Source organism: Mesorhizobium sp. M8A.F.Ca.ET.207.01.1.1 (genome assembly GCF_004794715.1).
GTDB lineage: Bacteria > Pseudomonadota > Alphaproteobacteria > Rhizobiales > Rhizobiaceae > Mesorhizobium.
In genome coordinates this window covers 190,271-206,127 of record NZ_SRUS01000009.1, presented here as the reverse complement: position 1 = coordinate 206,127, position 15,857 = coordinate 190,271, and the positions used below count along the sequence as shown (strand labels likewise).

The following is a 15,857-nucleotide window of genomic DNA, read 5'->3' as shown; positions in this document are numbered from 1 at the left end:
CCTATGTTAGGCCCAAGTTTCCTCTCATGATGCTGTCCGCTCGCGGACACCAACGGGACAATTGATGAATCCGAACTATCGCAACCTCGCGCTCTGGGCGATCATAGCGGTCCTGCTCATCGCCCTCTTCAATCTGTTCCAGACGCCGCAGACGCGCGGGGCTTCGAGCGATGTGCCTTATTCGCAGTTCCTGCAGGATGTCGCGGCCGGCCGGGTCAAGACGGTGACCATCGCGGGTGCCCGCATCACCGGCACCTACACCGACAATTCCAGCGGCTTCCAGACCTATTCGCCCGGCGATCCCCAACTGGTCTCGCGGCTGCAGGACAAGAACGTCACCATCAATGCGCGGCCCGAGACCGACGGTTCCAATTCGCTGTTCGGCTACCTGATCTCGTGGCTGCCGATGATCCTCATCCTCGGCGTGTGGATATTCTTCATGCGCCAGATGCAGTCCGGCTCCGGGCGCGCCATGGGCTTCGGCAAGTCGAAGGCCAAGCTCCTGACCGAGGCGCATGGCCGCGTCACCTTCCAGGACGTCGCCGGCGTCGACGAAGCCAAGGAAGATCTTGAAGAGATCGTCGAGTTCCTGCGCGATCCGCAGAAGTTCCAGCGCCTCGGCGGCAAGATTCCGCGCGGCGTGCTGCTGGTCGGTCCTCCCGGCACCGGCAAGACGCTGCTTGCCCGCTCGGTCGCCGGCGAAGCCAACGTGCCGTTCTTCACCATTTCAGGTTCGGATTTCGTCGAGATGTTCGTCGGCGTCGGCGCCAGCCGCGTCCGTGACATGTTCGACCAGGCCAAGAAGAATGCGCCCTGCATCATCTTTATCGACGAAATCGACGCCGTCGGCCGCCATCGCGGTGCCGGTCTCGGCGGCGGCAATGACGAGCGCGAGCAGACGCTGAACCAGTTGCTGGTCGAGATGGACGGCTTCGAATCCAACGAAAGCATCATCCTGATCGCCGCCACCAACCGGCCCGACGTGCTCGATCCGGCGTTGCTGCGTCCCGGCCGTTTCGACCGCCAGGTGGTGGTGCCCAACCCCGACATCGTCGGCCGCGAGAAGATCCTCAAGGTGCATGTGCGCAACGTGCCGCTGGCGCCCAATGTCGACCTCAAGGTCGTCGCTCGTGGTACGCCCGGCTTCTCCGGCGCCGACCTGATGAACCTTGTCAACGAATCCGCGCTGATGGCCGCGCGGCGCAACAAGCGCCTCGTCACCATGGCCGAGTTCGAGGACGCCAAGGACAAGATCATGATGGGCGCCGAGCGCCGCTCGTCGGCCATGACCCAGGCCGAGAAGGAGCTGACCGCCTATCACGAGGCCGGCCACGCCATCCTGGCGCTCAACGTGCCGTCGGCCGATCCGCTGCACAAGGCGACCATCATCCCGCGCGGCCGCGCGCTTGGCATGGTCATGCAGTTGCCGGAAGGCGACCGCTACTCCATGAGCTACAAATACATGGTCTCGCGCCTCGCCATCATGATGGGCGGCCGCGTCGCCGAGGAGTTCAAGTTCGGCAAGGAGAACATCACGTCCGGTGCCTCCTCCGACATCGAGCAGGCGACCAAGCTGGCGCGCGCCATGGTCACGCGCTGGGGCTTCTCCGACAAGCTCGGCCATGTCGCCTATGGCGACAACCAGGAAGAGGTCTTCCTTGGCCATTCGGTGGCGCGCACGCAAAACATCTCGGAAGAGACGGCGCAGATCATCGATGCGGAAGTGCGCCGGCTGATCGACGACGCCTATTCGACGGCGAAGTCGGTGCTGACCAAGAAGAAGAAGGAATGGATCGCGCTGGCGCAAGGCCTGCTCGAATACGAGACACTGTCCGGCGAGGAGATCAAGCAGTTGATCGCAGGGCAGAAGCCCTCGCGCGACCTTGGCGACGACACACCGCCGAGCCGTGGCTCGGCCGTTCCGAAGTCCGGAGGCCGCCGCAAGAAGGGTCCCGAGCCCGAAGGCGGCATGGAGCCGCAACCGCAGGGCTAGAGCGGTTCAGCGTTTGATAATCGCTAACCCGCTCTAACTCTTTGTTTTCACGCAATTCCGGACGGAAAACCGCTACGCACTTTTCCTGGAAATTGCTCCAGAACTCAAGGGGCGCGCCGGACGTACGTTGGAGCGTCACCCCTCGGGCTTGTCCCGATGACCTGCAAACGCAGTTGGCGGTTTCCAACTCATACCCGGCGCCCAGATGTCGCCCGACAGCAGATCCTCGGGACAAGCCCGAGGATCACGGCTCAACGTCTGCGTGAAAAACTGTGAACCGCTTTATCCGCCGTATTCGACTTTTATGATTCAGCTTTCAGCCGCGCATTGCAAAGGCTGTAATAACCGCCGCCCTTCTGGATCCAGCGAAGGCCGTTCAACGTACCCGCCTCCTTGTTGCCGTGGTAACCCTGCAGGCAGGTCTTCATCCGCGCCTTCGCGGGCTTTTCGGTCTTGAACTCGGCGGCGAGGGTGGTCGGGAATGTCACGCCCACCGGCGCTAGAGTTGGGGCGACCGCCGCGCTGGTTTCCTTTTTCGGCTGCGGCGTGGTTTCGACCGTATCCGCGCTGACACTCTCGGCGGCGGACGTCGCGCATTTCTCTTTGCGGAAAGCGGCCCAGTCCATGCCGTTCAGAGTGCCGCCTTCCTTGGCTGTCCGGTAATTCTCGCCGCATTCCTTCATGGTCAGTGCGCTTGCAGGGGCGACGTTCCAAGCAACAAATGCGGTCGCAGCCAATACCGCCAATTTCAAACTGTGCATAAGACCCTCCTGGTTGACAATAAGCTTGACGTCCTTTTGTATACGTTTTGTTCTTTATATGTTCAACCAGAATCTTTGCGGATTATCGATGAGCTTGGCGGTGGGCAGTGTAGGCGAATTGATGATGCCGGCAGCCCCCGCGACATGCGTGCAAAGCCGCAGGCGTCTTCGCGCGCAACAAAAAGGCCCGCGCATCTTGCGATGCGCGGGCCTTTGTTTGGAGACTATGGCTACGCGATCAGCCCTTCAGCTTGGCATTGCAGAGGCTGTAGAAGCCGCCGCCCTTCTGGATCCACTTCAGGCCGCCGAGCGCGTTGGCGTCCTTGAGGACATAGTACTGGTCGAGGCAGGTATGCATGCGACCCTTTCCGGGAGTTTCGCTGGCATACTTCGCCGAGATCGCGGACGGGAAGGTGACGCCCTTGGGCGCAACCGTCGTCGGCTTTGCCGGCTCCTTGGTGTAACTGGCCTCGCTCGGGGCGGGCACGGTGTCGTCGTCGGACGCGCTGGCGCCGCATTCAGCCTTGCGGAAGTCGTTCCACTTCATGCCCTTCAGGGTGTTCGCCGTCTTGGCGGCCTGGTACTTGGTGCTGCATTCTGCCATGCTCAGACCCTTGCCAGAAGCAGCGGCCGGAGCTGCCGCCGCCTTGGTGGTCGCCGGTTTGGTGTCGGCGGCAGCGGATGCACCAGCGGCACATTCAGCCTTGCGGAAGTCGTTCCACTTCATGCCGTTCAGCGTGCCGGCGGCCTTGGCCGCCTGGTACTTGGTGCTGCATTCCTTGGCGGTCAGGCCCTTGGCCGTGCTGTCGGCAGCCGCGGCCGCAGCCTTGGTGGTCTTGGCCGGCTTGGTTTCAGTCGCCTTGGTGGTGGCAGCCTTGGTATCGGTGGTGGCCGCGGCGTCGGTACCGCATTGCGCCTTGCGGAACTGGTTCCAGGTCGCCCCCGCAAGCGTCCCCGCGTCCTTGGCGGCGTTATACTTCGTGCTGCACTCGGCCATCGTCAGCGCGTTGGCTGGCGCGGCCAGCAACAACGTCGCGACCGCGAGGCCGGTGAGAGTGGCAATTCGGTGGATGAGCATAGCGTTTCTCCGTGGCTGAAGCCCATTATACGTCCCAGCGAATCAATAACGCTCAACGGTCGGTTGCGCCAGATGCCAGGTGGCTTATATATCGCCGGAAATCGCCTTCTAACGACAAGGTGATGAAATCATTTGACCTTACGGCCGCCGAGCTAAGAATTCTCGGGGTGCATCCGCGCTCGATGGCTCGCAAAACTGGTATATTGTGGCGCAACGGTGGCTCGGTAACAGGACGCCACCAGGTTGTGTGCAGTGCACAACAATGATTTTCTAAGGATTGGTAACATATAATCACACAATGTGATCGGGGCACGACGGCCAATTGTGGCATGACGTGCCGGCTAAGGACAATCAGGGATACTGGCTAGCATGGCAGGGAATTACTTCGGCACGGACGGCATTCGCGGGCGCGCCAACAAGTTTCCGATGACCGCGGAAATCGCCATGCGGGTCGGCATGGCCGCCGGCCTTTCGTTCCAGCGCGGCAGCCATCGCCATCGTGTCGTGCTCGGCAAGGACACCAGGCTTTCCGGCTACATGATCGAGAACGCGATGGTGGCCGGCCTTTGCGCCGCCGGCATGGACGTGTTCCTGCTCGGCCCGATCCCGACGCCGGCGGTGGCCATGCTGGTGCGTTCGCTGCGCGCCGATATCGGCGTCATGATCTCGGCTTCGCACAATCCCTATTACGACAACGGCATCAAGCTGTTCGGCCCGGACGGCTACAAGCTCTCCGACGAGATCGAAGAACGCATTGAGAGCATGCTCGACAAGGACATCGAACTGGCGCTCGCCGATTCCGACGGGCTTGGCCGCGCCAAGCGCGTCGATGGCGTGCACGACCGCTACATCGAATTCGCCAAGCGCACCTTGCCGCGCTCGATGTCGCTTTCGGGTCTCAGGATCGTCGTCGACTGCGCCAATGGCGCGGCCTACAAGGTGGCGCCAGAGGCGCTGTGGGAGCTTGGCGCCGAGGTCGTGGCCATCAATGTCGAGCCCAACGGCTTCAACATCAACAGGGAATGCGGTTCGACCCATCCGGCCGGGCTGCAAAAGAAGGTGCATGAAGTGCGCGCCGACATCGGCATCGCGCTCGACGGCGATGCCGACCGCGTCGTCATCGTCGACGAGAACGGGGCCATCGTCGACGGCGACCAGATCATGGCGCTGATTGCCGAATCCTGGCACCAGAGCGGGCGGCTGGCCGGCGGTGGCGTCGTTTCGACCGTCATGTCCAATCTCGGCCTTGAACGCTTTCTCGGCGACATGAAGCTGCAATTGCACCGCACCAAGGTCGGCGACCGCTATGTCGTGGAGCATATGCGCGCGCATGGGCTCAATGTCGGCGGCGAGCAGTCGGGTCACATCGTGCTGTCCGACTTTTCAACCACCGGCGACGGTCTGGTCTCGGCGCTGCAGGTGCTGGCCTGCATCAAGCGGCAGGGCCGCCCGGTCAGCGAACTGTCGAAGAAGTTCGAGCCGGTGCCGCAACTGTTGAAGAACGTTCGCATCGCCGGCGGCAAGCCGCTGGAGGAGGCCCTGGTCAAGGCCGCGATCGAAGACGCCCGTCACCGTCTCGGCAAGGCCGGGCGGCTGGTCATCCGCCCATCCGGCACCGAGCCGCTGATCCGTGTCATGGCCGAGGGCGACGATCCGCAACTGGTCGAGGCCGTCGTCAACGACATCGTCGGGGTCATCTCGGAAACCCGCAGCGCCGCCTGACATTCGCCCGCCGGAAGGCGCCGCCGCCTTGCTTGCATCGAAGCCCGCCCCGCCGGCGGGCTTTTTGTTGGCCGGAGAACCGGTTCATTCTGTCGAAATCATCGCCAGATCTCCTGGATTTTAGAGATTCGTGGTTAATCGACAAGGTTAAACGCCTTTTAACTTTTGCAATTCATTATCCACGCCTGAAAGCCAATTTCATTCGGACACGATCGCCGTTCCGAGGGTTTCTAGGGGTGACAAGCATGTTCAATACAGCAAGAAAGGCACTGTTCGCGCTGCTGTTCGCGGGCTTGGCCTGGCCGGTACTCGCAGCTGATCTGCCTGAGCCGCAGGTCGAAGAAGCGCCACCGCCGGTCTATGAGCCTGTCGATGTCGGCGGATGGTATATCCGCGGCGACCTCGACTATCACAAGTCGAAGGTGGGTGACATCGACTACATCACCTATGGGGCCGCGCCTTGCCCGTGCGGACCTCCCGTCGGGGTCGCCGGCAGCAAGAGCTTCGACTACGGCAAGCTCAAGGGCGGCTTCTCGCTCGGCGGCGGCGTCGGCTACAAGATCAATGAACACTTCCGCACCGACCTGACCGCCGATTATTGGTTCAAGTCGAACTTCAACGGCGCCACCTCGGATCTCACCACGACCTCGACCGAAGTGTCGAAGATGAGCGCCTTGCTGGTGCTGGCCAATGCGTATGTCGATATTGGCACCTGGCATGGCATCACGCCCTATGTCGGCGCCGGCATCGGCGGTGCGCGCGTCAAGTGGGATACTGTCTACGATCCGAACACGACCGAGTCCAACCCCGGAACATCCAGCTGGCGCTTCGCCTACGCGGTCATGGCCGGCGCCTCCTACTGTCTGACCGACAAAGTCATCCTCGATGCTGGCTACCGTTTCTCCCATATTCAGGGCGGTCGCATGTTCGAGTATGGTCCAAGCGGCGCCACGCCGGGCGCCGGGCCGGGCTTCGATCACGGCTTCAACACCAACGAAGTGCGCGGTGGCTTGCGCTATCAGTTTGGCGGCAACAACGGGTGCAGTGTACCGGTTGCCTATCAGCCCGAGCCCGAGCCGATCTACACCAAGTAATCGCCTCGAAGTTCCAAGAATTCGTCGACCGCCCGGCATCAGCCGGGCGGTTTTCGTTTGAGATGATCCGGGTTGAGTCCGTTCGAAATCAATTCGCTAACGCTCTATTAGCCTTAACCGGCACTTAACCACTATGGTTAACAATGCTCCTTGAAACGATGGCTGCCTGCGTGATCGCAGGTGTCGCCAAATCGGGAGTCGGGGACCATGACACTCATATCGCGTATTGCGTTGACGCTTGCCGGATTTGGCCTCTTGCCACTGACATCGGCACTCGCCGCCGATTACGATCCTCCGGTCTATGTCGACCAGGCGCCGGACTATGTGCCGGTCGAGGTCGGCTCCGGATGGTATCTGCGCGGCGACGTCTCCTATCTGGTGCAAAAGAGCTTCAAAAACGGGGATTTCACCTTCCCGTCGGCGATCAACAACGAAAACTTTAGCGAGAGCAACAAAGCGGCCTTCGCGAGCATCGGTTTCGGCTATCATTTCACCGACTATCTGCGCGCCGATCTCAACCTCGGCTATTTGCCCGGTAACGACGTCAGCTTCAGCTATGACGATTCAGCGGTCGTCACGCTGCCGACATTGTCGACCCAGGGATCGGGATCGCTGAAGAACTATGCCTTCTCGGGGATACTCAATGGCTATGTCGATCTCGGCACATATGTCGGAATCACGCCCTATCTCGGCGCCGGCATCGGTGTTGTCCGCAGCAGGCACACGCTTTCGGCGACTTACACGGATAACAATGTCCCCGCCAACAGTTTCAACCTGCAGGACAACAAGACACAGTATTCCTTCGCCTATACGTTGAATGCCGGCCTTGCCTATCAGGTTTCCAAGAACGTTTCCGTCGATCTCGGTTATCAGTATTTCTCGGCCCCCGACGCCGAATATGTGACGGCCGAAAGCCTGACCTCCTTCCCGGTCCACAAGGGAATCAGCAATCACCAGGTCAAGCTGGGGCTGCGCTACGATCTCTGGTAGGTCCCGCACAGATCAGCATTTCGGCGGCGGATCCCTGCGGTCCGCCGTCTGCATTTGAAATCACGCGATCCTGATCACGGACATTCTTGTTTGATGCATGTCGTCGACCCAAAACCGCCGGGCACTTTTGGGCGACATGCATTTGGTATCCCGGCAGCGACAAAAACTTTCCTCTTGACGCCCGAGGCCTGAACGCATATCGCCGTCCGTGGGCCACCCCTCCCCAACGAGGGGCCACTATCTGGAAGGATAGACCACGATGATGACGCATACGAAGCCCGGATTCCGTCCGGTAAATCCCAATTTTTCCTCAGGTCCCTGCGCAAAACGTCCCGGCTGGTCGGTCGAGGCGTTGAAATCCGCCGCGCTCGGCCGCTCCCACCGCGCCAAGGTCGGCAAGACAAAGCTCGAGCAGGCGATCGCGCTGACGCGCGAGATTCTCAACGTTCCGGCGGACTACCGCATCGGCATCGTGCCGGCCTCCGACACGGGTGCCGTCGAGATGGCGCTGTGGTCGCTGCTCGGCGAGCGCGGCGTCGACATGGTCGCCTGGGAAAGCTTTGGCTCCGGCTGGGTGACCGACGTGGTCAAGCAGTTGAAGCTCGCCGATGTGCGCAAGATCGAGGCCGGCTACGGCGAATTGCCGGATCTGGCCAAGATCGATTTCGACCGCGACGTTGTCTTCACCTGGAACGGCACCACGTCGGGCGTACGCGTGCCGAACGGTGATTTCATCCCAGCCGATCGCAAGGGCCTGACCATCTGCGACGCGACGTCGGCCGCCTTCGCGCAAAGGCTGGACTTCGAGAAGCTCGATGTCGTGACCTTCTCCTGGCAGAAGGTGCTGGGCGGCGAGGGCGCGCATGGCATGCTGATCCTATCGCCACGTGCCGTCGCGCGGCTGGAGAGCTACAAGCCTTCATGGCCGTTGCCGAAAATCTTCCGCCTGACCTCGGGCGGCAAGCTGATCGAAGGCATCTTCAAGGGCGAAACCATCAACACGCCATCGATGCTTTGCGTCGAGGACTATCTCGATGCGTTGAACTGGGCGAAGTCGATCGGTGGCCTCGATGCGCTGATTGCCAGGGCGGATGCCAATGCCGCCGTGCTCGACCGGTTCGTGGAAAGCTCATCCTGGCTCGGTCATCTCGCCGTCGCGCCGGCGACACGCTCGAACACGTCGGTCTGTCTGTCCTTCAGCGATCCGGATATCGCGGCGCTCGACGCTGACGGGCAGGCGGCGTTCGCCAAGGGGCTTGTCTCGACGCTCGACAAGGAAGGCGTCGCCTACGACATCGGTTCCTACCGCGATGCCCCACCGGGATTGCGCATCTGGTGCGGCGCAACCGTCGAGACCTCCGATCTCGAAGCGCTGCTGCCCTGGCTCGACTGGGCCTTTGCCAGCCAGAAGGCGTCGCTGAAAGCGGCTGCCTGAGGTACTCCGCGTGGCCCGAGGGCCGCCCGTTCCCGGATCAATCCCATTTTCAAGGAGGCCGCCATGGCGCCCCGCGTTCTCGTTTCCGACAAACTCTCTCCTACCGCCGTGCAGATCTTCAAGGATCGCGGCGTCGAGGTCGACTATCTGCCCGACCTCGGCAAGGACAAGGAAAAGCTGCTTGAAGTGATCGGCCAGTACGACGGCCTCGCCATCCGCTCGGCGACCAAGGTCACCGAGAAGCTGATCAACGCCGCCACCAATCTCAAGGTCATCGGCCGCGCCGGCATCGGCGTCGACAATGTCGATATCCCGGCGGCAAGCCGCAAAGGTATCATCGTGATGAATACGCCCTTCGGCAATTCGATCACGACGGCCGAACACGCCGTGGCGATGATCTTCGCGCTCGCCCGCCAGATACCGGAAGCCAACGCTTCGACCCATGCCGGTAGATGGGAGAAGAACCGCTTCATGGGCGTCGAGATCACCGGCAAGACGCTCGGCGTTATCGGCTGCGGCAACATCGGTTCGATCGTCGCCACACGCGGCGTCGGGCTGAAGATGCATGTCGTCGCCTTCGACCCGTTCCTCTCGGACAAGCGGGCCGAGGAACTCGGCGTCGACAAGGTGGAACTGGACGAACTCTTCGCCCGTGCGGACTTCATCACGCTGCACACGCCGCTGACCGACAAGACTCGCAACATCATCGATACGGCCGCCATCGCCAAGATGAAGAACGGCGTGCGCATCATAAACTGCGCCCGTGGCGGGCTGGTGGTCGAAGCCGACCTCGTCGCGGCGCTGAAGAGCGGCAAAGTGGCGGGCGCCGGTATCGACGTGTTCGAGGTCGAACCGGCGGAGCAGAATACGCTGTTCGGCATGGAGAACGTGGTGGCGACGCCGCATCTCGGCGCCTCGACGGCGGAAGCGCAGGAGAATGTCGCGCTGCAGGTCGCCGAGCAGATGGCCGACTACCTGATCAAGGGTGCAGTCTCCAACGCCATAAACATGCCGTCGATCACGGCGGAAGAGGCGCCACGGCTGAAGCCGTTCGTCAAGCTCGCCGAAGTGCTCGGCGCCTTCGTCGGCCAGGTGACCGAGGATCCGATCACCGAGGTCGAGATCCTGTTCGACGGCTCGACCGCGACGATGAACACGCGCGCGCTGATCAGCGCTGCCCTGGCCGGGCTGATCAGGCCGCAGGTCGCCGACGTCAACATGGTCTCGGCGCCGATCATGGTGAAAGAGCGCGGCATCATCGTCGCCGAGGTCAAGCGCGACAAATCGGGCGTCTTCGACGGCTATATCAAGCTGACGGTCAAGACCGAGCACAGGACCCGCTCGATCGCCGGCACCTGCTTCTCCGACGGCAAGCCGCGCTTCATCCAGATCAAGGGCATCAACCTCGACGCCGAGGTCGGCCAGCACATGCTCTACACGACCAATGCCGACGCGCCCGGCATCATCGGCCTGCTCGGTACTGTCTGTGGCGAGAATGGCGTCAACATCGCCAACTTCCAGCTTGGCCGCAATCGGCCGGGGGGCGACGCCATCGCCCTGCTCTATCTCGACGCGCCGTTCCCGGAAAAGGTGCTGGAGCAGGTGCGGGGCCACAAGTCGATCGACTCGGCAAAGCGCCTCCAGTTCGACGTGGGCGGGTTCTAGTCGATCCCTCCGCACCCTCAGGGTGATAAGCAAAACCATTACGACGCCCCGTTTGCCGGCATGCATGCGGGGTGTTGCCGTGACCGCTGGAATGGCCTGGCGGGTTGGGCCGTTGCCGGCGGTAGCACGCTTTGGAAACCCGCCTGATGATACGCTCGTTGCTTCAAGCTGCTACAAGGATATCCTCTTTAGCCATCAGTACATTAGCGCATGACGATAAGAAGATGACTGGCCTAATCTAACGATTTTGTGATCTGCTTGACGATCCCGGTTTCTTTCCGCAGGCTGACACCAAGTGATTGGCATGACTTAAACTTAACTGATTTTGTCATGATTTTGCGCGCTCCTTTCGGCGCGCCTCTATTGTTGTCGGGGTGCCTTCGATGGATCGTCACAATACTGTCCGACTGAGCCGCCGTCTTTTTCTGTCTTCGGTTGCGATGTTTACGGCAACGGCAACATCGGCAAGCTTTGCCCGATCCTTGTCGGGCTCGCTGCCTTGGGCGCCACTGTCGTCCGATCCGCCGATGCAGGTCGTGTCCGGCGGCTGGCAGTTCTTCACGCCGCAGGAAGCCGCGCTCGTCGAGGCCATCGTCGACCGCCTTGTCCCCGCCGACGATCTCTCGATGGGCGGCAAGGAGGCCGGCTGCGCTGTCTATATAGACCGTCAGTTGACGGGCGCGTTCGGAACGTCGAGCCGGCTCTACACAAAAGGACCGTTCCTGCCGGGGTTGCCCACGCAAGGTTACCAGGGCGAAGCCAATCCCGCCCAGCGTTACCGCATCGGCCTTGCCGCCATCGACGCTTTCCTGAAACAGCGCGACGGCAAGACATTCGCCGAGCTCCAGCCGGCGGACCAGGATGCATTCCTGACCGCCATGGAAGCTGGAAAGGTTGACTTGCCAAACGGCGTCAAGGGTCCTGGTTTCTTCGGGCTTCTGTTGCAGAACACGATGGAAGGGTTCTTTGCCGATCCGGTCTATGGCGGCAACAAGGACATGGTCTCGTGGCGCATGCTTGGTTTCCCCGGCGCTCGCTATGACTACCGGGACCACGTCAGCAAGCACAATCAGCCCTATCCGCGGCCGCCCGTCTCCATCGAAGGCAGCCCGGAATGGCTCGTGAAAAGGAGCTGACCATGGCGACGATACTGCCTCGCAAGGATGTCGTGATCGTCGGCCTCGGCTGGACAGGGTCCATCCTTGCGCATGAACTCACCGATCAGGGCCTGGACGTTCTGGCCATCGAGCGTGGTCCCTGGCGCGATACGGCAACCGATTTCAACATCGGCTACGCACAGGACGAGTTGCGCTACAGCGTGCGGCGCGACCTGTTCCTGCAGCCTGCCGTGGAAACGCTGACCATGCGCAACGACCCGTCGCAGACGGCGCTGCCGATGCGCGATTTCGGCTCGTTCCTGCCAGGCAACGGTGTCGGTGGCGCCGGGGTGCACTGGAACGGCCACACCTGGCGGTTCTGGGATTCGGATTTTCAGATCAAGACCAACCTGACCAAGAGGTATGGCGCGGCACGGATCGCCGATCTCCAGGTCGAGGACTGGGGCGTGACCGGCGCCGAGATGGAGCCTTATTACGACCAGTTCGAATATCTGGCGGGCATCTCGGGCAAAGCCGGCAACATCAAGGGGCAGCTACAGGAAGGCGGCAATCCGTTCGAGGATCCGAGGTCGCGGGACTATCCGAACCCGCCGATGAAGATGACCTACGCGCCGACCCTGTTCGCCAATGCCGGCCGGTCCATGGGATTGCACCCGTTCCCGACACCGTCCGCCAACATGTCACGGACCTATGTCAATCCGCTCGGCATCACCATGGGGCAGTGCACCTATTGCGGATTCTGCGAGCGGTTCGGCTGCGCCAACTATTCCAAATCCAGCGCCCAGACCACCATCCTTCCCGTCCTGATGAAGAAGGCCAATTTCGAGGTCCGGACCGACAGCGAGGTGCTGCATGTCGATCTTGCCGCCGGCGGCAAGTCGGCGCGCGGCGTAACCTATGTCGATACGTCGGGACAGGAATTCTTCCAGCCGGCCGATCTCGTGCTTCTGTGCGCCTACGGCCTGCACAATGCCCGGCTGATGATGCTGTCGGGCATCGGCAGGATCTATGATCCCGCTACCGGCGAGGGCACGGTCGGCCGCAACTACTGCTACCAGACCAACGCCGGCGTGCAGGTGTTCTTCGATGACAAGAACTTCAATCCGTTCATTGCCGCGGGCGCGCTCGGTCAGACGATCGACGACTATAATGGCGACGCCTTCGACCACGGCGGGCTCGATTTCGTCGGCGGCGCGGGCATAAACTGCATCCCCACCAATGGACGTCCCATTGGGACCCGGCCGACGCTGCCGGGCACGCCGAAGTGGGGCAGCGCCTGGAAGAAGGCGACCGTCGCGGGCTACAAAAGCACGCTCGGCTTCTCCTCGCAGGGCAGCAGCTACGCGACACGCACCAACTACCTCGACCTCGACCCGACCTACAAGGATCGCTTCGGCCGGCCGCTTATGCGCATGACCTTCGATTTTCCCGACAACGATATCAGGATGTCGAATTACCTCTGCGACCGGATGGAGGAAATTGCCAAGACGCTTGGCGGCAAGCAATACAATGTCGGCCGTCGCAAAAAGGGCTGGGACAGCGTCCCTTATCAAAGCACCCACAATACTGGCGGCGCCATCATGGGAACCGACCCGAAGAGGAGCGCGGTCAACACCTTCCTGCAAAGCTGGGATGTGCCCAACGTCTTCGTCATCGGCGCGTCGGCCTTTCCGCAGAATGCCGGCAAGAATCCGACCGGAACGGTCGGCGCGCTCGCCTACCGCGCCGCTGACGGCATCCGCAATCATTATCTTCGCAATCCCGGCGCCCCGTTGGTGCAGGCATGAGGACGCTCGCTGCCGGCGCCGGCGCGGCCCTGCTGGCGATCACGCCTGCACTTGCCGCCGATCAGGCGGACCAGATCATCCGCGGCCAATACCAGGCGGTGCTCGGCGATTGCGCGGGCTGTCATACGAGGCCGGGGGGCAAGCCGCTGGCCGGCGGCCTGCCGCTCGAAACGCCCTTCGGCGCACTGGTGCCGCCCAACATCACGCCCGACCACGAGACGGGCATCGGCAATTGGTCGGAGATCGATTTCCGCAACATGATGAAGACGGGCGTCGGCCACGATGGCGTGCGGCTCTATCCCGCCATGCCGTATCCCGCCTATACCAGGATGACCGAGCAGGACATCTCCGACCTGTGGGCCTACATGACCACGGTCGAGCCGGTCGCGAACATGGTCGAGGCCAACCAGTTGCCGTTCCCGTTGAACATCCGGCTGGCGATGTGGGGCTGGAATCTCCTGAACTTCAGCGAGGCGAGCTTCCAGGCCGATCCCTCCAAGTCGGCGGAGTGGAATCGCGGCGCCTATATCGTCCAGGGGGCCGGGCACTGCGGGACCTGCCATACGCCCAAATCCTTCCTGGGCGCCGATCAGGACTCCAGCTTCCTGCAAGGGGCGTCGCTGCAGGGCTGGTTCGCCCCCGACATCACCAACAATGCTCAATCCGGCCTTGGCAAATGGTCGCAAGAGGATGTGGTCGCTTACCTCAAGACCGGCGTCAACGCGCATTCGATCGCGTCCGGTCCGATGGTCGAGGCGATCGAGAACTCGACCTCCAAAATGACGGATCCCGACCTAAAGGCCGTGGCCATCTATCTCAAGAGCCTGGGGTCGGACACCGGCAGTGCGCAGGCGCCCAAGCCCGACGAAGCGCGGATGGTGGCGGGCGAGGCGATCTACCGTGACAATTGTTCGGCCTGCCATGGCGGCGACGGCGCCGGGGCCGGCGCGTTGTTCCCCACCCTCGTCGGCAATTCCATCGTCGCGCAGGGCAATCCCGAGACGCTTGCGCGCGTCGTTCTTGCCGGAAGCCAGGCGGTGCACACGACTGGTGCTCCGACCACGCCTTCGATGCCCTCGCTGGCATGGCGGCTGAAGGACCAGGAAATCGCCGACGTGCTGACCTATGTGCGCGGCAGCTGGGGCAATTCCGCGCCGGCGGTCTCGTCCGACGATATCGCGGCGGTGCGCAAGGAATTGGTGCCGTAGCCTGCATTCCGGGCTGGATTTCGATATCGTTGCGGAAGCCGAACGATTGACTGACGGCGGCACTATCGGCGGTTCAGCATCGTCTTTCGTCCGCTGTATTCGGCGAGCCAGATGCCCCCCAGAACGAGGACCAGCGCCAGCGCCTGGTAGAGCTGGAAAGTCTCGCCGACGATCAGCACCGAAAGCAGCGTGCCGAAGATCGGCACCAGATTGATGAACAGGCCGGCGCGGTTGGCGCCGATCAGCTCGTTGCCCCTGATATAGGTTATCTGCGAGATCACCGAAGCGCCGATCGCCGTATAGACGATGACCGTCCAGCCGCGCGCATCGGGCACGATCACCTTGCCGGCGGCGGCCTCCCACAGGAAAAAGGGCAATGAGGTGATGAGTGCCGCGAACGACATGGCCAGCATCAGGCTCTGCCAGCGCATCGCCGGCTTCAGCCGCAACCCGACCGAATAGCCGCTGTAGAGGACGACCGCGACCAGCATGATGGCGTCGCCGAAATTGAGTTCCAGCGTCAGCAGCCGGCGTGGATCGCCATGGCAGGCCGTCAGGATGACGCCGAAGATGGTCAGCACCACGCCGGCGATCTGCGCCCAGTTCACGCGCAGGCGGAAGAAAACGAAATTGGCTGTCATGATCAGGATCGGCATCGCCGCCTGCTCGATAGAGACATTGATTGCCGTGGTGTAATTGAGCGCGGTGTAGAAAATGGTGTTGAACAGGGTGAAGCCGCTGGCGCCCAGCGCCGCCAGCACGAACCAGTGCCTGCGCACGACAGGCCAATCCTCCTGGATCGTGCGCCAGCCGATCGGCAGCAGGATCGCCACGGCCAGCATCCAGCGAAGGAAGACCAGCGTCATCGGCGAGACGTGGTCGACCGCCAGCTTGCCGGCCACCGAATTGCCGCCCCACAGCAAGGTGGTGAGCAGCAGGAACATGTAGGCGCTTCGATGCATCGCGGGCTTCCGGCCGCGGGATGGGCCGCGGTGTTTGCCGGCCT

Annotated in this window: 12 protein-coding genes; 9 read left to right on the top strand and 3 right to left on the bottom strand. The window is 62.2% G+C overall.

What is annotated here, in order from left to right:
• The first annotated feature begins 64 nt into the window (after positions 1 to 64).
• Entirely contained in the window at positions 65 to 1,993 is a 1,929-nt protein-coding gene (gene ftsH, locus EN850_RS25405) for an ATP-dependent zinc metalloprotease FtsH (protein WP_127279662.1), read from the top strand.
• Positions 1,994 to 2,295: 302 nt separating this feature from the next.
• On the opposite strand, the gene EN850_RS25400 is transcribed toward ftsH, so the two are convergent.
• Positions 2,296 to 2,754, bottom strand: coding sequence for a hypothetical protein (locus tag EN850_RS25400; RefSeq protein WP_136092520.1), 459 nt, complete (start codon positions 2,752 to 2,754; stop codon positions 2,296 to 2,298).
• Between the two features lie 238 nt (positions 2,755 to 2,992).
• Positions 2,993 to 3,832 (bottom strand): hypothetical protein, encoded by an 840-nt coding sequence (locus tag EN850_RS25395; protein WP_136092519.1) that lies wholly within the window; start codon positions 3,830 to 3,832, stop codon positions 2,993 to 2,995.
• 369 nt (positions 3,833 to 4,201) lie between these two features.
• Between EN850_RS25395 and glmM the strand changes: the two genes are divergently transcribed.
• From glmM to EN850_RS25355, 8 genes are all read left to right on the top strand, one after another.
• Complete coding sequence (gene glmM / locus EN850_RS25390) at positions 4,202 to 5,554, top strand: phosphoglucosamine mutase (RefSeq protein ID WP_127279665.1); 1,353 nt, start codon at positions 4,202 to 4,204, stop codon at positions 5,552 to 5,554.
• 245 nt (positions 5,555 to 5,799) lie between these two features.
• Positions 5,800 to 6,648, top strand: a complete 849-nt coding sequence (locus tag EN850_RS25385; RefSeq protein WP_136092518.1) for an outer membrane protein — start codon at positions 5,800 to 5,802, stop codon at positions 6,646 to 6,648.
• Positions 6,649 to 6,855: 207 nt separating this feature from the next.
• Positions 6,856 to 7,638, top strand: a complete 783-nt coding sequence (locus EN850_RS25380) for an outer membrane protein (RefSeq protein ID WP_136092517.1) — start codon at positions 6,856 to 6,858, stop codon at positions 7,636 to 7,638.
• Between the two features lie 259 nt (positions 7,639 to 7,897).
• The gene (locus tag EN850_RS25375) at positions 7,898 to 9,073 is read left to right on the top strand and encodes a phosphoserine transaminase (RefSeq protein WP_136092516.1); all 1,176 of its coding nucleotides are present in this window, start codon (positions 7,898 to 7,900) and stop codon (positions 9,071 to 9,073) included.
• A gap of 63 nt (positions 9,074 to 9,136) precedes the next feature.
• Positions 9,137 to 10,738, top strand: a complete 1,602-nt coding sequence (gene serA / locus EN850_RS25370; RefSeq protein WP_136092515.1) for a phosphoglycerate dehydrogenase — start codon at positions 9,137 to 9,139, stop codon at positions 10,736 to 10,738.
• Positions 10,739 to 11,265: 527 nt separating this feature from the next.
• Positions 11,266 to 11,874 carry a gluconate 2-dehydrogenase subunit 3 family protein gene (locus tag EN850_RS25365; RefSeq protein WP_245464451.1) on the top strand — a complete coding sequence of 203 codons (609 nt, stop codon included), beginning with the start codon at positions 11,266 to 11,268 and terminating at the stop codon, positions 11,872 to 11,874.
• Between the two features lie 2 nt (positions 11,875 to 11,876).
• On the top strand, positions 11,877 to 13,643 hold the full coding sequence (locus tag EN850_RS25360) for a GMC family oxidoreductase (protein WP_136092514.1): 1,767 nt from the start codon (positions 11,877 to 11,879) through the stop codon (positions 13,641 to 13,643).
• Positions 13,640 to 14,851 carry a cytochrome c gene (locus EN850_RS25355; protein WP_136092513.1) on the top strand — a complete coding sequence of 404 codons (1,212 nt, stop codon included), beginning with the start codon at positions 13,640 to 13,642 and terminating at the stop codon, positions 14,849 to 14,851. The genes EN850_RS25360 and EN850_RS25355 overlap by 4 nt, the downstream gene beginning before the upstream one ends.
• Before the next feature lie 62 nt (positions 14,852 to 14,913).
• On the opposite strand, the gene EN850_RS25350 is transcribed toward EN850_RS25355, so the two are convergent.
• Positions 14,914 to 15,813 (bottom strand): DMT family transporter, encoded by a 900-nt coding sequence (locus EN850_RS25350; protein WP_127279498.1) that lies wholly within the window; start codon positions 15,811 to 15,813, stop codon positions 14,914 to 14,916.
• Positions 15,814 to 15,857: the final 44 nt, after the last annotated feature.